Source organism: Schauerella aestuarii (assembly GCF_009866805.1).
Classification (GTDB): domain Bacteria; phylum Pseudomonadota; class Gammaproteobacteria; order Burkholderiales; family Burkholderiaceae_B; genus Schauerella; species Schauerella aestuarii.
Genome location: NZ_SIZW01000043.1, coordinates 853,055 through 871,316, shown reverse-complemented (window position 1 = coordinate 871,316; position 18,262 = coordinate 853,055). Strand labels below are relative to the sequence as shown.

Here is an 18,262-nt window from a genome sequence, read left to right as displayed (position 1 = left end):
TCCGTCATGCTTGCACATGGCGACGACGGCCCTGCTCGCGGGTGCGTAGTGTCGTAAACCTGCTTTCTCTGCTGCAAAGGGCCATGAACGACCAATATCAAGCGCTCTATCAAACCTTCAGCTGGCTCGTTCCGACGCAGTTCAACATTGCCCAGGCATGTTGCCACCGCTGGGGCGAAAGCACCGCCGATGCGCGTCGCATCGCCATCTTCTACGAAGATGAACAGGGGCAACGCGAGGTTTGGACATACGCGCGACTGACAGAGGCGACCAATCAACTGGCCAACGGACTGCTGCGCATGGGTGTGCAGCGCGGCGACCGGGTTGCAGTCGTACTCGGCCAGCGTCCCGAAACCGTGGTCGCCCAGATGGCGATCTTCAGCGTGGGGGCGGTATTGCTGCCGCTATCGTCGTTGTTTGGCCCGGATGCGCTCGAGTCGCGCCTGCGCGACGCCGAAGCCCGTGTGGCCATTGTCGACGAATCCTCCAGCGCTCAGGTCATTGCGGTCGCCGAGCGCATCCCTGCCTTGCAGCAGATCGTCGGCATCGGCTTTGCCGACGAGCGCGTGCTGCCTTGGCGCAGCCTGCTCGCCCGGCAACCCACCGAATTCAAACCGCTGCCTACGCGCGCACTCGATCCCGCCATCCTGCTCTATACGTCGGGTACCACCGGTACGCCTAAAGGCGCGATGCTCCCGCATGCTGCCTTGATCGGTAACTTGCCGGGATTCGTGGCCTCGCAAGATTGGTTTCCCAAGACCGGCGACGTGTTCTGGTCGCCCGCCGATTGGGCATGGACAGGCGGGCTGATGGACGCGCTGCTGCCCACGCTGTACTTCGGGCATCCCATCGTGGGCACCAGCGGCCGGTTCTCGCCGGAACGCGCCTTCGAGCTGATGGAGCGCTACCAGGTCACGAACACGTTTCTCTTTCCGACTGCCCTCAAGCTCATGATGAAAACGGTGCCCAAGCCACGCGACTATTACGCGTTGGCCCTGCGCGCCATCATGAGCGCGGGCGAAGCCGTGGGCGAGCCGGTATTCGACTGGTGTCGCGATGCCCTGGGCGTCGTCCCCAACGAGATGTTCGGTCAAACCGAAATGAACTACCTGGTCGGCAACAGCGATGGCCGCTGGCCCGCGCGCCCGGGCAGCATCGGTCGCCCCTATCCCGGCCATCAGGTTGCCGTCGTCGATGCCGAAGGCAACCCCGTGCCGGCCGGCACGATCGGAGAAATCGCGCTCAACCGCTACGACATTCACGGCTACCCCGATCCGATCATGTTTCTGGGTTACTGGCGCAACGAGGCCGCTACGCGCGACAAGTTTTCGGGCGACTGGTGTCGCACGGGCGATCTGGCCAAGGTGGATGAAGACGGCTATTACTGGTATGCCGGCCGTGCCGACGACATGTTCAAATCCTCCGGCTACCGCATCGGTCCAAGCGAAATCGAGAACTGTCTGATCGGCCATCCGGCGGTCGCCAATGCCGCGGTGGTGCCCAAGCCCGACGCCGAGCGAGGCGCCCTTGTCAAAGCCTACGTCGTGCTCACGCATGACGCGGCAATGCAATCCAGCGAAACCATCAGCGCCGATCTGCAAAATTATGTGCGCGAGCGGCTCGCGACCTATCAATACCCCAAGGAAATCGAATTCGTCGATACCCTGCCGATGACGGCCACGGGCAAGATCCAGCGCAACATCCTGCGCCAGCAAGAGTGGGATCGCGCCCAGGCAGCCACCTTGTCGTCGTAATGACCGCCCGATAACACTGGAGTGTTTGGTATGCCTTTGTACGAACTGGACGGCGAAGCGCCGATTGTCGACGCAAGTGCCTATATCGCCGACAGCGCCGATCTCATCGGCCGAGTACGGCTGGAAGCCGGCGTCAGCATTTGGTCGCACGTCTCGATCCGAGCCGACAACGACACCATCGTGATCCAGGAAGGCACCAATATCCAGGAGTCCAGCGTCCTGCACGTCGACGCGGGCCAGCCCATGTCCATCGGGCCGAACGTGACGGTGGGCCATCAAGCCATGTTGCACGGCTGTACCATCGGTGCCGGCAGCCTGATCGGCATGCAGGCGATTGTGCTCAATGGCGCCGTGATCGGCAAGAACGTGCTGGTGGGCGCCGGCGCCATCATTCCGGAAGGCCGTGAGATCCCCGATAACGTCCTGGTGATCGGCATCGGCAAAATCGTGCGCGAACTCAGTGCCGACGAGATTGCCAATATGCACGGCAATACCCGTCATTACGTGGAACGCGGCCTGCACTACAAGACGGCGCTCAAGCGGGTCGGCTGACGCGTCGGTGGGCACGCGGCCATTGGGGCTTTTCATGGCATCCAGACGCGGATCGGCTAACATTCCAGCATGACCGATCATCTCAAAAAATACCTGCTGGAAGACCGCACCGTGCGCGTGCAGGCCGTTCGTCTGCACGACACCTGGCGCGCCGCGCAGGTCAATCACCAGTATCCGCCCGCCATCACCAAGCTGCTGGGCGAACTGGTCGCCGCCGCCACGTTGCTGGCCGCCAATCTCAAATTCGAAGGCGCCCTCGTCTTGCAGATGCAAGGCGACGGCCCGATTGCACTGCTGGTCGTCGAATGCCGCGCCGATCTCAGCCTGCGCGCAACCGTCAAGCTGCGCGAAGAATATGTGGTGCCAGATACCGGCTCTCTGCAGAGCCTCGTCAACCCGGGCGGCAAAGGCCGCTTCATCGTGGTGCTCGATCCGCAAAGCCGCCATACCGGCCAGCAAGCCTATCAAGGCATCGTGCCGATCGAAGGCGACACCGTCGCCGACGTGCTCGAGCACTATATGAAAGCGTCGGAACAGCTCGATACCCGCATGTGGCTCAGCGCTGACGGCGATCACGCCGCCGGCATGCTCGTGCAGCGCCTGCCCGATAACGGCGGCAGTGCGGCGCGCGCCGGCATCAGCGAAGAAGAAGCCGTCGAAGCGGCCGCCGAAACCTGGCGTCGCACCGTGCACCTGGCGTCCACGATCAAGCGCGAAGAACTGCTTGAACTCGACACCGATACGCTGATGCATCGCCTCTTCTGGGAAGAAACGCTCGTCGCCTTCGACCCGCAAACCGTGCAGTGGCATTGCCCCTGCACGCGCGAGCGCGTGGCTGAGATGCTGCGCATGCTGGGCCGCGACGAAGTCGAGGACATCCTGGAAGAACAGGGCAAGGTCGACGTGGCCTGCGACTTCTGTGGCAAGCCGTACCACTTCGATGCCGTCGACTGCGCGGAGCTGTTCATCGACAAGCCCAGCTTGTCGTCGCAGAACCCGCCAACGATGCATTGATCGTCAATGCGACGCGCATCGGCAACACGATCAATGAAGCATCGACCGGCCATGGCAGGATACAAGACAATCCTCGCGATCGTGGCCGGTTTCGCGGCCGCTTTCGTGCTGCTCGGCGGCATTTCCGTGGGTTACTCGCCGATCAGCATCGTGCTGCTGGCAGCCGTCGGCGTCCTCTTCGGTGCCGTGGCCGCGCCGGAAATCGAGCCCGGCCTGTTTCGCCGTCCCATCCTCTGGCAAATGAGCTTTACGGTGCTGGGTTGCATATCGGTCGCAGCCCTGCTTGGTGCCGCCTTCGAAGGCTACGCCCTGGCTGCGATCGTGGGCATCGTCGCAGGGTATCTCGGGCCATATTGGATCCGGCAAGTGCGCTTGCCGTAATGAAACCGCGACCTCAATCCCTGCGACATGTCTGAATCCAATACCGACCTGCGCGCTTTTTCATTCGTGCTCGCCGTACCCGATCTCGAACGCAGCGCAGCTTATTTCCGTGATGCGCTCGGCTTCCGACTGGCGTGGCCGGAAGGTTCGGGCTGGCAACTCGTTTCCCGGGGCGCCGTGCGCATCATGTTGGGCCATTGCCCAGATGCGCTCGCGCCGGCAGACATCGGCGATCACAGCTATTTCGGCTATCTGCATGTGGACGATGCCGACACGCTTCACGACGAGTTTGTCGGCCGCGGTGCCATCATTCTCCAACCGCCCATGGATCGTCCCCACGGCATGCGCGAGTTCCTGGTCGCCACGCCAGACGGCCATCGCTTGATGATCGGTCAGAATGTGCCGACCGCTCCCAAGGGATGACGACGCGGATCGCAGGTCACCCAATCTGCAACGTCCGAATCTTTTTGCCTTGCAGTTGAAACGTGTAATCCACGACTGCTGGGCTACCCGGAAAATTACCGGCCAACCTGGCCGACATGACGACCTGACCGTCACTTTCCCGGCACGCCAGCGGCTCGACGGTGTATCGATATTTCTGCCTGGCCGCTTGCTTCCACTGCTTGATGGCAGCGATGCCCTCAATCGTTTTACCCTCGTCCTTGACGACCGCATCAGCTGCGAAAAACGCCTCCAGGCGATCAACGTCCGGGTCGGCTTCACTGTCGATGTAGGCTTGAACCACGGCGGGCAGCGTCGGCGTCATTTGCGTTCTCCTTGAAGATTTTCGATGACGCTATGATCCGATAGCCCGATCGAACCCACAAGAACGCACAAAAAAGTGAGTGCCCCTTGAGCGTAAGAAAAATCTATACGGCCGATATAGCCGCCAGAGATGTAGAGGCCGTTTTCAAGCTTCTGCGAGGCAAATGGAAGCTCCTGATTCTGTTTCATCTCTTCGATGGTCAGGTCCAGCGCTTCTCGGATCTCGAACGGCGAGTAAGCGGCATCACCCAAAAAATGCTTGCCCAGCAACTGCGCAGCTTCGAACGCGATGGCATCGTTGTTCGTACCGTTTCCGGTGACGTCCCGCCGCACGTGGACTACCGGCTGACACCGTGGGGGCAACAACTGTGTCCCGTTCTCGATAGCATGCTGGAATGGGCCGAGCACTATCCCGCCAGCGCCGGCGATGCCGACTAAGCCGCTAGCCTTACGCTACCCATGCGCCGCATTGATGCGTACACTTCCGGCATGCTGCGCATCGACAATCTCACCAAACGCTATGGCGATCACGTTGTATTCCAGGGGCTCACACATGAGTTCCATGCTGGATGCCTGGCGCTATGCGAAGAAGAAAGCACCGGCAAATCCACCTTGCTGAGTATTGTCGCGGGCGTTATCGCGCCGGATACCGGCGACGTATGGATCGATGGCCATTCAATCGTTCAGACGCCGCAGCTCGCCAAGACGCGCCTGGCTTATGTGCCTGACAACTGCATGGTGTTTCCCACGCAAACCGGACGGGGACTGCTTGAACAGATCGCGTCGGAAAGAAACGTCGCCCTTGACGATGCCGTCATGGCTATCGCGCACCGACTGGGCTTGGAACCGCATCTGGACAAGCGCTTTGAACAAATGTCCACGGGGACGCGCCGCAAGGTGTATCTGACGGCTGCGGCCTTGGGCGAGCCTGCCGTCGTCATCGCGGACGGCGCGAGCAACGGGCTCGATGCACCAGCGCGCGCCGTGCTCGCCGACCTGTTCAAGACCTGGGCGCAGGATCGCGTCGTTTTTTTTGCGAGTCACGATGCAGAACTGGTTGAAGCATGCGAAGCTAAGGTACTCAACCTGGCCGAATCGCGCTGAGTCACCTGCGGCGGATATGCCTTGCGGTTTGATGCAGGCGGCACCTGTGAATCGCTATCTATCGTCTGCTCGATACATCGATGTGTAGGCGCGCCAAAGTTCCCGACATAACGATCGAGCAACCGCCGAGGTCGCGATGAGTTTCATGGGCGAGCACAATCAGATCTGCCGCGCTGCAGTCGCATCGCTTGGCCGCGAACTAGCGGCGTGGCGGCCCTCCAGGGACCGAGCGACCTTCGGCGTCGAAACGGTGCTGTCCGTCGCACTTGCCGTTGGCGCCGCACATGCACTGCATCTGTCGAACACCTGGTGGGCCGCCATCAGCGGTTTCGCCGTCATGCAAACGAGTTTCACCGGTTCCGTGCAGCGTGCTGCGCACCGGATGCTGGGCACGCTGAGCGGCGCCGTATTGGGGATCGTTGCGGGGTCTTCGCTTGGAGATCGGCCCTGGCTGTTCGTTCCCGTCCTCGCCGGGATAGGCGGTGTGGCCGTGTACTACGGCAATGGCTCTCGCGCCCCTTACGCATGGGTGCTCGGCGGCGTGACCGCATTACTGGTGACATATGAAGCGCATCTTCTTCTCTCCGTCAGATCCACCGCGATATTCGCCGCGCTGCGAGTGGCCGAGGTAGCCGTCGGCACAGTGTCGTGCGTGATCGTGACAAGCGCGTTTCATTTCGGACCGCGTTGGTATGCACGTGCGCGTGCACGGCCAGCGGTACCTGCGCCTGCTCACGCGGATCATGACGTCGGCACGCCCGCCATGCCGGACAAGCCGTCTTCAAACGCCATGCAGCCCGGTCGCGTATTGCTCAGTGTGCAGAGCGCACTTGCCGTCGCGATCCTTGCCACGCTCACCTACTCCCTGAATCTGCCAGGGTTTGCACAAGCCATGGTCACGGCGATCGCGGTGCTGATACTGCCCGCGGGTGCGCCCGCACACGACATGCGACGACCGATCACAGAAAAGATGATGCATCGTCTGCTCGGATGCTTGCTGGCCGGCGCTCTGGGCATCGCGTTGCTGCCCTTGATGCAAGGGCAGGTTGTGCTGTGTATGCTCGCGCTATCTTTCGGCGTGTGGATAGGGTGCCATGTGCAAACCGGTCAAGAAGGTGCGAGCTATGTCGGCCGGCAATTCACGATCGCGTTCATCATGGTGTTCGTGCAAGATCATCAGTGGTCAGCCGACCCCGTTCCTGCGCTGATGCGGCTATCGGGAATACTTGCCGGGATCGTCGTGATCACAGCGGTTGTGCTCGCAACGAGCCGGCTGCATGGGCCATCGGCCTTTCGCATATCGGCGAGATAGAAACCAGGGCATCAGGCCGCGCCGGCTCTCACCTAACGGCATCCCAATCAGCGCTTTTTCGATCGGCGCGACTCGAACGAGACAGCAGTATGCTTGATTGCTTTGCCCACCTGTCTGTCGGCATGTCTTTATATCTGTTTTCCTTCATTTCTGGAGCATCACCATGGTCCAAAGAAACACGATCTGCCTTTGGTATGACGGCGCCGCCCAAGACGCCGCCGAGTTTTACGCCCGCACGTTTCCCGACAGCGGAGTAGTGGCCGTCCATCGTGCGCCAGGGGATTACCCCGCCGGCAAACAAGGCGATGTCATCACGGTTGAATTCACCGTGGTGGGCATCCCCTGCCTTGGCTTGAACGGCGGGCCGATGTTCAGGCACAGCGAAGCCTTCTCCTTTCAGATCGCGACCGAGGATCAGGCCGAAACGGATCGCTTGTGGAACGCCATCATCGATAATGGCGGCCAACCCAGTGCATGCGGGTGGTGCAAGGATAAGTGGGGATTGTCTTGGCAAATCACGCCAAAGGCGCTGACGGATGCGATTACCGATCCGGACGTCGCTGCGGCCAAACGCGCATTTGCAGCGATGATGGGCATGACTAAAATCGACATTGCTGCGATCGAAGCCGCCCGTCGGGGTGAGTGAAGACGCTCGCGCGACGTGGTTTGGACTGGGCTCGCCGCCGCCCACGCGTCATCGCGTTGTCGGAAGGCCGCATGCCATTCAAGTTTGATGAGGAAGACATGCGTTTTTTGGTGGTCGGTACGAGCGGTGCCGGCAAGTCGACGTTTGGGCAGGCATTGGCAGCCGCGTTGCAGTGCCGCTTTGTTGAACTGGACGAGCATTATTGGGGCCCGCAATGGACACCCGTTCCGCATGCCGACTTTGAAACGGCCGTGCGCGCGGCCACGATAGGCGAACGTTGGGTTGCCGACGGCAACTACAGTGCCGTGCGCGACGCGCTCTGGCCGCGCGCCACCCATGTGGTGTGGCTCAACTACAGCCGGCGAGTCGTGTTCATGCGTGTGCTGCGGCGCACGCTGCGCCGAGGCGTGACACGATCGAAACTCTCGCACGGCAATCGCGAATCCCTGCTCACGGCATTTTTTTCCAGAGACTCGATTCTTTGGTGGTCATACTCGACCTTCGAGAAAAACCAGCACAAGTACGCTGCGCTTCGCCGAGATCCTGCTTATGGGCATCTTGAATGGACGGAACTGAACCGGCCGTCGCAAGCGAAGGCGTTCATTGCAAAGCAGATGCGCGCGCCAGCCTGAGCCATCCGTTTACGGCGAAAGTTCGGCGCACGACATGCGCACTACGTATAACTCGCACTAGCGGTGCGTGGCCGGGGCAGCCAGACTGGCCTGCATGTCGCCGTCTGCCCTTCCGATCTCGTTGCTCATGCCATTGCCGCGGCGTCCACTCGTGCCGTTGCCACAGCCATCACTCGTGCCGTCGCCACAGCGTTCATTTTTGCCGTTGCTGCGTCGTCCGCTCATGTCGTTGCCGGATCGTTCTCCCGTATCGCCCAATCACCGTTTGCACTGGGGGGCGCCCCGTGGTCTGCACGTGTCGCTGTCACTGAGGGTGTCGCCGGGTTCTTGCCCGCCGGCCTCATGGCGAGCGCGTCAAACGGGCCAGGCGCTCATCGAATTCGCGATCGTGGCGATCCCGATACTGCTTGCAGGCGCGGCCATTATCGAAGTGGCGCGGTGGCAAGCCGCGCGCATGATGGCGGGCATGGCACTCCTGGAGGCCGCACGTGCAGCCAGCACGCAGCATGGCCACCCTGATGCGCTGCAATCCGCTTTTGAGCACGCGCTGCGGCCTTGGTTTGCCGCCAGCGGCAGCCATCACGACAGCGCTCACCGCCAACGGACCCGCTTCGCAACAATCGAGGCGCAGCTTGCGCAAGCGCCCTATCGAGTGCAGATCGATGCGCCAAACGACGACCACTTCGCCCGCTTTGCCGATTCAGCGCTCAAGCTGGCCGTTGCAGGCAGCCGCAAGATCATCAACACGGACTATCTGGCCGAGCAACACGCAAGATCGAAAAGTCGGCGTGCGGCAAGCGGCGACACCATTTTCGACGCCACCACACTCAAGCTGCGGTTGACCTATCTACATGCGCCGATCGTCCCAGGCGTGCGTGCCCTCGTGCAGATGCTGGGTGCGTCGAGCGATGCCTTCGGCACGCAGGCGATTGCGCAAGGATTCATCCCGATTCGACGCGATATTGCACTCGAGATGCACTCCCACCCCGTGCAGTGGACCACCGTCAATCACGCCATGGCGCGCGTCGTCCATACGCGCGCGTCATCCTCCCCAATGGTGCCACCCACAAGCGCCACGCCGCCCACATGGCAGTGGGGAACGCCGTCGATTACGCATCCAGGCGCCGGCCCAACACCGCCCGCAGGCCATGGATCGGAGGGGCCCGATGCGTGGCGGCCCATCACCGAACCCGATGTACCGACAACAGATCCCCCACCTGGCGCAGGAGACGATCCATCCGGTGCCGGCACTGAGGGGGACAGCCCGTCAGATCCTGCCTGCGGCACAGTGATTTGCTGCGATCGTTGAACACCCACCGCAGCGCTGGGTGCGCAGCGGTGGCCGGTTGACCTACTACTTAAACAATGACGCCGCAGCCAATTCTGTATAAAGTTTTATACGAAGGTGCCTGATGGATAAAGAAATTCGCTGGGCTGGCTTAGCGTATAGCGACCTTCTATCTTTTCCCGTCGAACCACGTCGACAGGCTGGGTTTCAGCTGGGCAAGATCCAAGCGGTCTGGATCCGGCAGACTGGAAGCCCTTCGATGAGGTAGGAGCCGGCACACGAGCCAACAGGACAAGCGCATCGCCGAAAAGCGCTATAGCGCAATCGTCAACGCCAGGAAAAACAAGCCATGAAGATCGACACTGAGATCCGCCATGTGACCAAGCCGGGAGAGAATCTGTTTTTGCAACTTGGGTTCCCACCGGAAGAAGCCAAACGCCTGCAGTTGGCGTCACAAAAACATATCAATGACACAAAGCAGCTTAAGGAACAACTCATGGCAGAGCTCGCGGCGTGGATTGAACTGCATCATTTGAAGCAGGCCGAAGCGGCTGAAATCTTAATGCTGTCCCGACCGCGCGTGTCTGATGTGGTGAACAGGAAGACGACCAAGTTCACAATCGATACGCTGGTCGAAATGCTCAGCCGCATCGGCAAGCCTGTTCGGTTGGCGGTGGGTCAGTAAGGCACCGTCACAGCCGATCTCACTGCGCCGGCGGTGCCAGCATCGTCTTGATCACGGCGGCCATGCGCGGCGCCAGAATACTGCCGGCCTGAGGCCGATAGATGGCGCTATAGGTGTTTACAGGCAGAGCGGGTCTGATATCCAGCGACATCAACCGACCCTCAGCAATGTCGTCGCGGCAAAAGGTTTCTGGCAGATTGGCCACCCCGAAACCCGCGACTGCCAAGGCTTTGAGTCCTTCGAGGCTATTGCACGAAATCAATGTCGGCAGCGCCGCATGGTGCTCGACAAACCACCGTTGCACGATTCCGTTGAGCACTGAGCTGCTGGGTTGCAGGATCAGCGACAAGGTTGTGAGCCGCGCCGGCGTAATGGGAACCTCGCCGTAATCGAAGTTCGGACTGCACACCCACAGGTTGATGCTTTCGAATAACGTCATCGCAGCCAGTCCGTCCAGCAGGACGGGCGTGGGCACGATGACCAGATCCAGCTCCCCTGCACGGAGGTCCTTGATCAGGTCGAACGTGAGGCCTACACGGGGTTCGAGCATCACATGTGCGTACTGCGATCGGATGCCTTCCACCAGCGCGGGCAACCACGATTTGGCAATCAGTTCGGTCATGCCGAAGCGAAACCGCCGGCCCACGAATTCGGGGCTGCTCGCCAATTCTTCAATGGCATCGCGGCGCTCGAGAATTTCCACACCCAGCCGAAGCACTTCATGGCCCTTTTCACTCAACTTGAGCGCCCGGCTTTGACGGTCGAAGAGCGCCACGCCAAGACTGCTTTCCATTTCGAGCAGACGTTTGGAAATCGCCGACTCTGTCGTGAATAACCGCTCAGCGGCGCGAGCAAGACTGCCGCAGCGCGCCAATGCATCCAATGCTTCGAGTTGCTTGATGGTGATCATCGCGAGTTGTTCCTCAAAGGCTGCGTGCCAGATTGCCGGGATAACTGCTGCGGTCTTTGCAGAAGCTAAACCAGCCAGCATCGTTGCTTACCCAAACGCCGCGCCAGCCACCTGATGAGCCGTTGAAAAAACGCCCGCGACAGCAGCGGGCGATCGACGACCAGGTTGCGGCCACGAGAGACGGCAAGCAGTTTGGCCAAGTTTTTCGATACTGGAATAAAACGCTAGCTTAACTTGGATTCATTTCGCTTATCTTCTTCAGAGCGGAATGCCATGATGCAAAAAAAGGAGCTGCACATGGATACCCCGCTTTCGTTTGACCCCACGCTCACCGACGCCTATCGCGCCCTCTCGACCTCGCTGATCAGCGACAACCTCGACCGGCTGACGGGCGCTGTCGGGCTGCGCGCGCTTCATGCGACGCCACGTCTGGTGGGACGCGCCTTTACGGTCAAGACCCGTCCCGGCGACAACCTGTTCGTTCATCTTGCGCTCGACCTGGCCGCCCCCGGCGATGTGGTTGTGGTGGATGCGGGCGGTGACGTGACCAATGCACTGGTGGGCGAGATCATGCGCCGTTATGCCGAGCGCCGCGGCCTCGCAGGGTTTGTGATCGACGGCGCCATCCGCGACGCCGATACCTTCGCGCAAGGCAACTTCCAGTGCTTTGCCCGTGCGGTTTCCCATCGCGGCCCCTACAAGAATGGACCCGGCACCGTGCGCGAAGCGGTGTCCATCGGCGGCATGACGGTTCATCACGGCGATCTGATTGTGGCTGACGGCGATGGCGTGATCGCGATTCGCCCCGATGTGGCGACGCCGCTGCTTGCCCGCGTGCAGGCGTCACTGGCGTACGAGACCGAACTGATGCGGCAAATTTCCGTGGGCGAGTTCGATCGCAGCTGGCTGAATGATCTGCGTGCCAAGCACCAGTAAAAGGCACTGGAAACGCTTCGCCCCATCCCACCGCATCACCTCTCATTCTGGACGCCAAGACGATGTCACGTAAAACCTACCTTCCCTTGCTCACCAATGAAGAAGCCGCCGCAGCCAGCCGCGCAGGCGAGGTATTGCTGCTGCCACTCGGCACGGTGGAGAGCAATGGGCCCCATCAGATTCTCGGCTGCGACTTCATCGTCGCGGAACGCTTGGCCGAAGTCGTTGCCGCACGGACCAACGCTTTACGCATGCCCACGTTCCACTACGGTATCTCTGAGTTGCATGGCGGCCTGCCGGGCACCTTTGCACTTTCAGAACCGCTCTTCACGCAGATGATCGAGGCACTGTTGCGCGGTGCGGCCCACAATGGTTTCAAGCACGTTGTTCTGTTCAACTGTCATCGTCACAACCACCAGCCGATCGAGATCCTGGCGCGCGCGTTGCGCCGTGAGCAGTGCATCGGGGTGGCCGTCATCGATCCGCTGGAAGTCGCGCGCGATCTGGCACGCGAGCAGTTCGCGGGCGACCCGGCGGGTGCGGTGGGTCACGGTGGCGAACCGTTGATGTCGCTGATCGCGCACCTCAACCCTGACGATATTCGGATGGATCGTGCCGCGTCGCCTGACCTGGCCACGTTTCACGGCCTGCAGGCGCTGTCGTCCACCCGCTTCAAATTCGGCGGCAGCAAGGTTGGCTTGTTCCCTTATGCCGAGGAGGTCAATGCGAGTGGCGCGTGGGCAGACCTGTCGACCATGAGCGCCGAGCGCGGTCAGATCGCCTTCGAGCGCCTGTGCGACTTCACAGTCGATTTCGTCGAGGCGTTTCGCGCGATGCCGTTGATCGCCGAACACTCCCCACGTGGGGCGAATCCCGGGGCAGGCGCATGAACCGTCCCGCTGACACGGCCGCCTATGTCCGGCATGCGCTGCTGTTGCAGCGCTACGAAGGTGACGACGCCTTTCTGGGAGAGGTAACCGTCGAGTTCGAACGCCTGCGCGACATGGCGCAACGCCTCGACGACCCGCAGTTGCCGCACACGTTGCAGCCGGCGCCGGAGTTCACGCCATGAAGGTGACGGCACACGATATCGCGGGTCAGATCGCTCGGGGTGAGCGCAGCGCGGCAGAGGTTGTGGCAGCGGCATTACAGGCGATCGACCACGATAATCCTCGCTTGAACGCCTTCACCGCCATCACCGCCGATCGGGCGCGCGCCGAAGCGGCGGCGATCGACACGCGCCGGGCGCAAGGCGAACCGCTGCCGCCTCTGGCCGGCGTGCCCTATGCCGTCAAAAACCTGTTCGATGTCGCGGGGCACGTCACGTTGGCCGGTGGCCGCGTAAACGCCGGTAATCCGGCCGCACTTGCCGACGCGGCGCTGGTGGAACGCATGCATCACGCCGGCGCCATCCTGGTGGGCACGCTCAACATGGATGAACATGCCTATGGCTTTACGACCGAGAACACCCATTACGGCGCATGTCGCAATCCGGTGGATGTGACGCGGGTCGTTGGCGGCTCGTCGGGGGGCAGCGCGGCGGCCGTGGCGGGCGGTATCGTTCCGCTGAGCTTGGGTTCGGACACGAACGGCTCGATTCGAGTACCGGCGTCGCTGTGTGGCATCTACGGGCTCAAGCCCACGTATGGACGACTTTCGCGCGCAGGCGTCTTCCCATTCTCGTTCAGCCTGGATCATGTGGGACCGATGGCGGCAACGCTGGACGACCTTGAACTGGCCTACACCGCACTGCACGACGCGCCGCGCGACCGCCAAGCCGTGCCGACGCGGCGCGGATCGCGGCTGCGCGTGGCCGTGCTTGGCGGATATTTCGACGAATGGTCGAGTGCTCCGGCGCGCGCCACCGTCAATCATGCGGCACGCATCCTCGGCGCCAGCGAAATCGTGACCTTGCCCGATGCAGCACAGGCCCGCGCGGCGGCATTCATTATCACTGCAGCCGAAGGCGGCGCGTTGCATGCCCCGCGACTGCGCGAAGCGTATGCGCAGTTCGAACCGCTCTCGCGTGCGCGTCTGGTTGCGGGCAGCCTGGTGCCTGCCGAGTGGGTGCAAAAAGCCCAGCGCGTGCGGCGCCGTTTTCTCGAGCAAGCCAAAGCGGCATTCGATCGCTACGACGTTCTGCTCGCGGCCGCAACGCCGGTCTCGGCACCCAGGCTGGGCGCAACCACCATGACGATCGGCAACTCGGACGTTCCGGTGCGGGCTGGGCTGGGACTGCTCACGCAACCGATTTCCTTTATCGGATTGCCCGCGTGCAGCGTGCCGGTACCCATGCCAAACGCCGCCCTACCGATCGGGGTGCAGGTGATTGCCGCACCGTGGCGGGAACAGGATTGTTTTACTGCTGCGCGCATTCTCGAATACGCCAGTAGCGGCCGTTGCCGTCCGGCCTGAAGATATCGCAAAGACGGCATATAAAAACCAAGGGGAATACCGATGTTCAACGCATTCAAGCACACAGCAGGCGCAACGGCGGCCGCTACATTGGCCGCTGCATTATCGATAGGCGCAGTGCACGCCGCGCCCTATCCCGAGCGCAGCATTCAAATTGTCGTACCGGTAGCACCGGGCGGCAACACGGATATCGCCACACGATTGCTGGCTGCAAAGCTTAAGGATCGGTTGCACCAAAGTGTGGTCGTCGAGAATCGTACCGGCGCGGGCGGGGGCATCGGGGCCGACTACGTTGCGCGCGCCAAGCCCGATGGCTACACACTGCTTTCAGCATCGAACGGCCAACTGGCGGTGAATCCCGCCGTCAACAAGAAACTCTCCTACGATCCGATCCGCGACTTCGCGCCGATCGGACTCATCTCACGCGTGCCGCTTGCATTGACCGTGCCGGCAGATTCTCCCATCACGACACTGACGGCGTTCATCGAAGCCTCGAAAAACAAAGCTGGCGGCTTGACCATCGGAACGTCGGGCACAGGCGGCGCCCACCATTTGGTGATGGAAGCCTTTGCTTCGCAAACCGGCGCCAAGCTGATCCAGGTGCCTTACCGCGGCGGCAACGCCATCATCCCGGACCTGATCGCCGGCAGCATCGACGGCACGTTCAACGAATTGCCCAATGTGATCGCATTGCATCGCGAAGGCCGGGCGCGCATCATCGCCATCGCTTCCACAGACCGTGCAACCTTGCTACCAACGATTCCAACATTCGATCAAGCGGGTGTAAAAGGGTTTACTGCGTACAGTTCAAACGGTTGGCTGGCGCCTGCGGGCACCCCTCCGGATGTGATTGAAGCCTTGCGCGCCGCGCTGGTGGAGGCCCTGCACGATCCGGCCGTGCGCAAACGCTTCGAGGAAATGGCGCTGATCATCGCGCCGGAGAACGAGACGTCCCCTGGCCAATACGGCGCCATCATGCAGCGGGATCTCGACGCCGCTCGTCATACCGTGGCCGAGCACAACATCAGCATCGAGTGATGGCAGCGCGTGCCTGGCTGCCAATACATCAAGCCCGATGCGTTCCTGAAAGCGAATGGCGGTTTTGATTCCTGGCGGATCACCGTTTCATAAGCCGAATCCGATTCACGACGGCAGCGACGCCCCACCGCAGATCGCGATATCCTGCCCGGTGATCGCGGCGGCGGCGTCGGAGAGCAAGAACGCCACCAGCGTGGCGATCTCTTCCGGTTCGATCAGTCGACCCAGTGGCGGCAAACGCGGTGCGCTGGCCGCGCGTGACGGATCCTGCAGCATGCCAGTGGCGGTGGCTGCCGGCGACACCACGTTTACCGTCACACCGTGGGCCGCCACTTCACCCGCCCAACTGCGCGCCATCGCGATCAGCGCGGCCTTGGTCGCCGCATATTGACCACGCCCAGGCATACCCTGCGCCACACGGCTGCCGACGAACACCACACGGCCGCTGCCACGAGCTGCCATCGCGGGCACCATGACATCGGCCAGGCGTGCCGCGGCGTCCACATGCAGCCGCCACATCAGCGCCGCGCCAGCGTGGTCGAGTTCACCCAGGCGCCCGACCCGCAGCACGCCGGCGGCATGCACCAGCGCATCCACGGGCGGCAATGCCGAAGCGGTGCGTGCAATGGCTTCACCATCTGCCAGATCGACGGTCACCGGCGTGAAGCCCGCTTCGGCCAAACTGGGCGGCGCGATATCCAGACCGCTTACCCGCCAGCCTCGGCCGAGCAGATGCGCCGCGATCGCCCGGCCGATACCGGCACTGGTACCGGTCACCACGGCATGTTTATTGTTCGACACGGATATTGCCCTCGGTCACGATCTTCTGCGAACGCGCCATATCCTCATGCTGAAACTTGGCGAAGTCAGCCGCAGAACCGGGCGTCAACAACAGGCCTTGTTCGACCAGCCGGTCGCGCATGTCGGTACTCAGCGCTTTATTGACCTCGGTGTTCAAGCGGGTGGCGATATCGGCAGGCAGTTTCGCCGGCCCCCACAAGCCATACCAACTATAGAACTCGTAGCCCGGAATGGTTTCCGCCACGGTAGGCACTTCCGGCAGATTGGGTGCCCGAGCCGCCGATGTGACGGCCACCACCTTCAGCATGCCGGATTTGTAGTACTGCAACGAGCCCAGAATGGGATCGATAAACCCGTCGATTTGTCCCCCGATCAGGTTGTTGAATGCCGGCGCCGTGCCCTTGTAAGGCACGATCAGATACTCCAGATTGCCGGCGCGCTTGAGCAGCTCGGTCGACAGATGGCCTGCCGATCCGATGGAGCCTACCGCAAACGTCATCTTGCCCGGATTGGCTTTGGCATACGCCATCAACGATTTGATGTCGGTGATCGGCAAGTCCTTGTTGATCGCCACCGACAACGGCGCTTTGGCAACCAACGCAATCGGCGTGAAGTCGCGCTCGACTTCGTACGGCACCGACTTCATCGTCATCTGCGCCGATGTAAACGTGGATGCATTGAAGAGCAAGGTGTAGCCATCGGCGGGGGCCTTGGCAACGAGATCGCCCCCGATCACGCCATTGCCGCCGGAGCGATTTTCAACCACGATGGATTGCCCCATCTGCTCGCCCAGTTTTTGCGCCAGCATGCGGCCCACGATGTCGAGCGTGCCACCCGGCGGAAAGGGAATGACCATTCTGATGGGTCTGCTGGGATAAGTGTCGGCCGCTGCGGCTTGCGCCGAGACGGCAAACGCGACTGCCGTGCACACCGCGCCCACGATCTGTTTGATCTGCATGAAGTTGTCTCCTCGTTTTAGTTATCGAGACCGCGTGCTGAACACGTCGGCCGTACTTTCTGGTGCATCTGCAAACTCAGTCGCCCGTACACGTACGAGCGCTTCCCCGTCGCGCCGTCAACGCGTCAGCAATCCCGCCTGCTTCACCGCCGCGCGCAGCGCGTCCATCTCTTGCGCGTTGGGTGCTTCGGTGGGCGGACGCACCGTGGCGTCGTCGAGCACACCTGCCAGATACATTCCGCCCTTCATGCGCGCGTGAGCCTCTCCAGTGGGCTCACCGCCGCCATACACGGCATCCTTCAGCGGCGTGATCAGCGCCTGCACGGCCATCGCCTTCTTCAGATCGCCGGCCTTCACAGCATTCCACAGGTCGATGATGAGTTGCGGAATGAATGTGGCGAAGCCCACCAGGGCGCCATCAACGCCTTGCACCATCGAGGCGAGCAAATATTCATCATGGCAGGTGAGAATGGCCTTGCTGGGATCGGCTTCGCGAATGGCTTGGATGTCGCGCGCATATTTGTTCATGTCGCGCTGTCCCACCTTGAACGCCTGCAGGTACGGCAAACGTGCGAGATCGGCGAGCAGTTGCGACGAATACGCGGCACGGGTCCAGGCGGGATACACATGGCACACCAGATCGAGGTCGGGCGCCGCCTGGTGAATGGCATCGAAGTACTGCAACGCATGGCCGGGCGTAAATCCGAAGCGCAGCCAGTGGTGCGGGGGCATGACGTCCAAGGCGACGGCGCCGGCCTCGCGGGCGGCGCGCGCATGATCGGCGGCATCGGCCAAGCCCTCGCACACGATCGATGAGATCACCGGCAGCTTGCCGCGCAGTTCGTCGGCCACGATACGCGTCACGTCGGCGCGCTCCATCGGGGTGAGCGAAAACACCTCGCCCGTATGACCGTTGGTCATGATGGCGACCACGCCGTCATGACCGGCCAACCATGCCGCCAGCTTGCGCAGGGCCGGCTCGTCGATGCGGTGATCGGGCGTGAAGGGGCAGGAAATGGCGGGTATGATCCCTCGATAATTATCGATGGCAGGCATGGATGTCTCCGGGTC

23 protein-coding genes and 1 pseudogene are annotated in these 18,262 nt (G+C 61.8%); 18 read left to right on the top strand and 6 right to left on the bottom strand.

Going from position 1 to position 18,262, the window contains the following annotated elements; all coding sequences use genetic code 11:
• Positions 1-83 precede the first annotated feature (83 nt).
• The 5 genes from EYW45_RS23205 (at position 84) to EYW45_RS23185 (ending at position 4,124) form a co-directional block, all read left to right on the top strand.
• Positions 84-1,754, top strand: coding sequence for an acyl-CoA synthetase (locus EYW45_RS23205; protein WP_161137798.1), 1,671 nt, complete (start codon positions 84-86; stop codon positions 1,752-1,754).
• A gap of 30 nt (positions 1,755-1,784) precedes the next feature.
• A complete protein-coding gene (locus EYW45_RS23200; protein ID WP_161137797.1) occupies positions 1,785-2,306 on the top strand; it encodes a gamma carbonic anhydrase family protein in 522 nt (173 codons plus the stop codon).
• Positions 2,307-2,375: 69 nt separating this feature from the next.
• Positions 2,376-3,320 carry an Hsp33 family molecular chaperone HslO gene (gene hslO / locus EYW45_RS23195; protein WP_161137796.1) on the top strand — a complete coding sequence of 315 codons (945 nt, stop codon included), beginning with the start codon at positions 2,376-2,378 and terminating at the stop codon, positions 3,318-3,320.
• A gap of 33 nt (positions 3,321-3,353) precedes the next feature.
• A complete protein-coding gene (locus EYW45_RS23190; RefSeq protein WP_161137795.1) occupies positions 3,354-3,701 on the top strand; it encodes a hypothetical protein in 348 nt (115 codons plus the stop codon).
• A 27-nt stretch (positions 3,702-3,728) separates the two neighbouring features.
• The gene (locus EYW45_RS23185) at positions 3,729-4,124 is read left to right on the top strand and encodes a VOC family protein (RefSeq protein ID WP_161137794.1); all 396 of its coding nucleotides are present in this window, start codon (positions 3,729-3,731) and stop codon (positions 4,122-4,124) included.
• Positions 4,125-4,140: 16 nt separating this feature from the next.
• On the opposite strand, the gene EYW45_RS23180 is transcribed toward EYW45_RS23185, so the two are convergent.
• A complete protein-coding gene (locus tag EYW45_RS23180; protein WP_161137793.1) occupies positions 4,141-4,467 on the bottom strand; it encodes a nuclear transport factor 2 family protein in 327 nt (108 codons plus the stop codon).
• A gap of 86 nt (positions 4,468-4,553) precedes the next feature.
• On the opposite strand from EYW45_RS23180, the gene EYW45_RS23175 reads away from it, so the two are divergent.
• From EYW45_RS23175 to EYW45_RS23155, 5 genes are all read left to right on the top strand, one after another.
• The gene (locus EYW45_RS23175; RefSeq protein WP_161137792.1) at positions 4,554-4,904 is read left to right on the top strand and encodes a winged helix-turn-helix transcriptional regulator; all 351 of its coding nucleotides are present in this window, start codon (positions 4,554-4,556) and stop codon (positions 4,902-4,904) included.
• A gap of 51 nt (positions 4,905-4,955) precedes the next feature.
• Positions 4,956-5,570, top strand: coding sequence for an ABC transporter ATP-binding protein (locus EYW45_RS23170; RefSeq protein ID WP_161138050.1), 615 nt, complete (start codon positions 4,956-4,958; stop codon positions 5,568-5,570).
• Between the two features lie 145 nt (positions 5,571-5,715).
• Positions 5,716-6,882, top strand: a complete 1,167-nt coding sequence (locus tag EYW45_RS23165; protein WP_161137791.1) for an FUSC family protein — start codon at positions 5,716-5,718, stop codon at positions 6,880-6,882.
• 163 nt (positions 6,883-7,045) lie between these two features.
• Positions 7,046-7,528 (top strand): VOC family protein, encoded by a 483-nt coding sequence (locus tag EYW45_RS23160; RefSeq protein ID WP_161137790.1) that lies wholly within the window; start codon positions 7,046-7,048, stop codon positions 7,526-7,528.
• A 98-nt stretch (positions 7,529-7,626) separates the two neighbouring features.
• A complete protein-coding gene (locus EYW45_RS23155) occupies positions 7,627-8,160 on the top strand; it encodes a shikimate kinase (protein WP_161138049.1) in 534 nt (177 codons plus the stop codon).
• 57 nt (positions 8,161-8,217) lie between these two features.
• Here EYW45_RS23155 and EYW45_RS23150 read toward each other — a convergent pair whose 3' ends face one another.
• The gene (locus EYW45_RS23150) at positions 8,218-8,385 is read right to left on the bottom strand and encodes a hypothetical protein (RefSeq protein WP_161137789.1); all 168 of its coding nucleotides are present in this window, start codon (positions 8,383-8,385) and stop codon (positions 8,218-8,220) included.
• Here EYW45_RS23150 and EYW45_RS23145 point away from each other — a divergent pair.
• The 3 genes and pseudogenes from EYW45_RS23145 to EYW45_RS23140 all read left to right on the top strand — a co-directional run bounded on the left by EYW45_RS23145 (position 8,384) and on the right by EYW45_RS23140 (position 10,133).
• The gene (locus tag EYW45_RS23145; RefSeq protein ID WP_328703681.1) at positions 8,384-9,469 is read left to right on the top strand and encodes a TadE/TadG family type IV pilus assembly protein; all 1,086 of its coding nucleotides are present in this window, start codon (positions 8,384-8,386) and stop codon (positions 9,467-9,469) included. The two genes, EYW45_RS23150 and EYW45_RS23145, sit on opposite strands and share 2 nt — an antisense overlap.
• 103 nt (positions 9,470-9,572) lie before the next feature.
• Positions 9,573-9,739 (top strand): annotated as a pseudogene (locus EYW45_RS24635) (type II toxin-antitoxin system RelE/ParE family toxin); the annotation flags it as partial.
• Positions 9,740-9,797: 58 nt separating this feature from the next.
• Complete coding sequence (locus EYW45_RS23140) at positions 9,798-10,133, top strand: helix-turn-helix domain-containing protein (RefSeq protein WP_161137787.1); 336 nt, start codon at positions 9,798-9,800, stop codon at positions 10,131-10,133.
• 19 nt (positions 10,134-10,152) lie between these two features.
• Here the strand turns inward: EYW45_RS23140 and EYW45_RS23135 are convergent, their stop codons facing one another.
• Positions 10,153-11,043 carry a LysR family transcriptional regulator gene (locus tag EYW45_RS23135; protein WP_161137786.1) on the bottom strand — a complete coding sequence of 297 codons (891 nt, stop codon included), beginning with the start codon at positions 11,041-11,043 and terminating at the stop codon, positions 10,153-10,155.
• A 297-nt stretch (positions 11,044-11,340) separates the two neighbouring features.
• On the opposite strand from EYW45_RS23135, the gene EYW45_RS23130 reads away from it, so the two are divergent.
• The 5 genes from EYW45_RS23130 to EYW45_RS23110 all read left to right on the top strand — a co-directional run bounded on the left by EYW45_RS23130 (position 11,341) and on the right by EYW45_RS23110 (position 15,432).
• Positions 11,341-11,979: an RraA family protein gene (locus tag EYW45_RS23130; RefSeq protein WP_161137785.1), complete on the top strand. Its 639-nt coding sequence runs from the start codon at positions 11,341-11,343 to the stop codon at positions 11,977-11,979.
• 62 nt (positions 11,980-12,041) lie between these two features.
• Positions 12,042-12,869, top strand: coding sequence for a creatininase family protein (locus tag EYW45_RS23125; RefSeq protein WP_161137784.1), 828 nt, complete (start codon positions 12,042-12,044; stop codon positions 12,867-12,869).
• Positions 12,866-13,051 carry an AtzG-like protein gene (locus EYW45_RS23120; protein WP_161137783.1) on the top strand — a complete coding sequence of 62 codons (186 nt, stop codon included), beginning with the start codon at positions 12,866-12,868 and terminating at the stop codon, positions 13,049-13,051. Before EYW45_RS23125 ends, EYW45_RS23120 begins: the two co-directional genes overlap by 4 nt.
• Positions 13,048-14,394 (top strand): AtzE family amidohydrolase, encoded by a 1,347-nt coding sequence (locus EYW45_RS23115; RefSeq protein ID WP_161137782.1) that lies wholly within the window; start codon positions 13,048-13,050, stop codon positions 14,392-14,394. Before EYW45_RS23120 ends, EYW45_RS23115 begins: the two co-directional genes overlap by 4 nt.
• A gap of 42 nt (positions 14,395-14,436) precedes the next feature.
• A complete protein-coding gene (locus EYW45_RS23110; protein ID WP_161137781.1) occupies positions 14,437-15,432 on the top strand; it encodes a Bug family tripartite tricarboxylate transporter substrate binding protein in 996 nt (331 codons plus the stop codon).
• A 105-nt stretch (positions 15,433-15,537) separates the two neighbouring features.
• Here EYW45_RS23110 and EYW45_RS23105 read toward each other — a convergent pair whose 3' ends face one another.
• From EYW45_RS23105 to EYW45_RS23095, 3 genes are all read right to left on the bottom strand, one after another.
• A complete protein-coding gene (locus tag EYW45_RS23105; RefSeq protein ID WP_161137780.1) occupies positions 15,538-16,233 on the bottom strand; it encodes an SDR family NAD(P)-dependent oxidoreductase in 696 nt (231 codons plus the stop codon).
• Positions 16,220-17,191 (bottom strand): Bug family tripartite tricarboxylate transporter substrate binding protein, encoded by a 972-nt coding sequence (locus EYW45_RS23100; protein ID WP_161137779.1) that lies wholly within the window; start codon positions 17,189-17,191, stop codon positions 16,220-16,222. The genes EYW45_RS23105 and EYW45_RS23100 overlap by 14 nt, the downstream gene beginning before the upstream one ends.
• A gap of 117 nt (positions 17,192-17,308) precedes the next feature.
• Positions 17,309-18,247, bottom strand: coding sequence for a dihydrodipicolinate synthase family protein (locus EYW45_RS23095; RefSeq protein ID WP_161137778.1), 939 nt, complete (start codon positions 18,245-18,247; stop codon positions 17,309-17,311).
• Positions 18,248-18,262 lie beyond the last annotated feature (15 nt).

What these genes read in the sequence shown, in the direction of transcription:
- EYW45_RS23205 (WP_161137798.1), top strand. Translation starts at nt 84, where the DNA reads ATGAACGACCAATATCAAGCGCTCTATCAAACCTTCAGCTGGCTCGTT.
- EYW45_RS23200 (WP_161137797.1), top strand. Translation starts at nt 1,785, where the DNA reads ATGCCTTTGTACGAACTGGACGGCGAAGCGCCGATTGTCGACGCAAGT.
- hslO (WP_161137796.1), top strand. Translation starts at nt 2,376, where the DNA reads ATGACCGATCATCTCAAAAAATACCTGCTGGAAGACCGCACCGTGCGC.
- EYW45_RS23190 (WP_161137795.1), top strand. Translation starts at nt 3,354, where the DNA reads ATGAAGCATCGACCGGCCATGGCAGGATACAAGACAATCCTCGCGATC.
- EYW45_RS23185 (WP_161137794.1), top strand. Translation starts at nt 3,729, where the DNA reads ATGTCTGAATCCAATACCGACCTGCGCGCTTTTTCATTCGTGCTCGCC.
- EYW45_RS23180 (WP_161137793.1), bottom strand. Translation starts at nt 4,467, where the DNA reads ATGACGCCGACGCTGCCCGCCGTGGTTCAAGCCTACATCGACAGTGAA.
- EYW45_RS23170 (WP_161138050.1), top strand. Translation starts at nt 4,956, where the DNA reads ATGCTGCGCATCGACAATCTCACCAAACGCTATGGCGATCACGTTGTA.
- EYW45_RS23165 (WP_161137791.1), top strand. Translation starts at nt 5,716, where the DNA reads ATGGGCGAGCACAATCAGATCTGCCGCGCTGCAGTCGCATCGCTTGGC.
- EYW45_RS23160 (WP_161137790.1), top strand. Translation starts at nt 7,046, where the DNA reads ATGGTCCAAAGAAACACGATCTGCCTTTGGTATGACGGCGCCGCCCAA.
- EYW45_RS23155 (WP_161138049.1), top strand. Translation starts at nt 7,627, where the DNA reads ATGCGTTTTTTGGTGGTCGGTACGAGCGGTGCCGGCAAGTCGACGTTT.
- EYW45_RS23145 (WP_328703681.1), top strand. Translation starts at nt 8,384, where the DNA reads ATGTCGTTGCCGGATCGTTCTCCCGTATCGCCCAATCACCGTTTGCAC.
- EYW45_RS23150 (WP_161137789.1), bottom strand. Translation starts at nt 8,385, where the DNA reads ATGAGCGGACGACGCAGCAACGGCAAAAATGAACGCTGTGGCGACGGC.
- EYW45_RS23140 (WP_161137787.1), top strand. Translation starts at nt 9,798, where the DNA reads ATGAAGATCGACACTGAGATCCGCCATGTGACCAAGCCGGGAGAGAAT.
- EYW45_RS23135 (WP_161137786.1), bottom strand. Translation starts at nt 11,043, where the DNA reads ATGATCACCATCAAGCAACTCGAAGCATTGGATGCATTGGCGCGCTGC.
- EYW45_RS23130 (WP_161137785.1), top strand. Translation starts at nt 11,341, where the DNA reads ATGGATACCCCGCTTTCGTTTGACCCCACGCTCACCGACGCCTATCGC.
- EYW45_RS23125 (WP_161137784.1), top strand. Translation starts at nt 12,042, where the DNA reads ATGTCACGTAAAACCTACCTTCCCTTGCTCACCAATGAAGAAGCCGCC.
- EYW45_RS23120 (WP_161137783.1), top strand. Translation starts at nt 12,866, where the DNA reads ATGAACCGTCCCGCTGACACGGCCGCCTATGTCCGGCATGCGCTGCTG.
- EYW45_RS23115 (WP_161137782.1), top strand. Translation starts at nt 13,048, where the DNA reads ATGAAGGTGACGGCACACGATATCGCGGGTCAGATCGCTCGGGGTGAG.
- EYW45_RS23110 (WP_161137781.1), top strand. Translation starts at nt 14,437, where the DNA reads ATGTTCAACGCATTCAAGCACACAGCAGGCGCAACGGCGGCCGCTACA.
- EYW45_RS23100 (WP_161137779.1), bottom strand. Translation starts at nt 17,191, where the DNA reads ATGCAGATCAAACAGATCGTGGGCGCGGTGTGCACGGCAGTCGCGTTT.
- EYW45_RS23095 (WP_161137778.1), bottom strand. Translation starts at nt 18,247, where the DNA reads ATGCCTGCCATCGATAATTATCGAGGGATCATACCCGCCATTTCCTGC.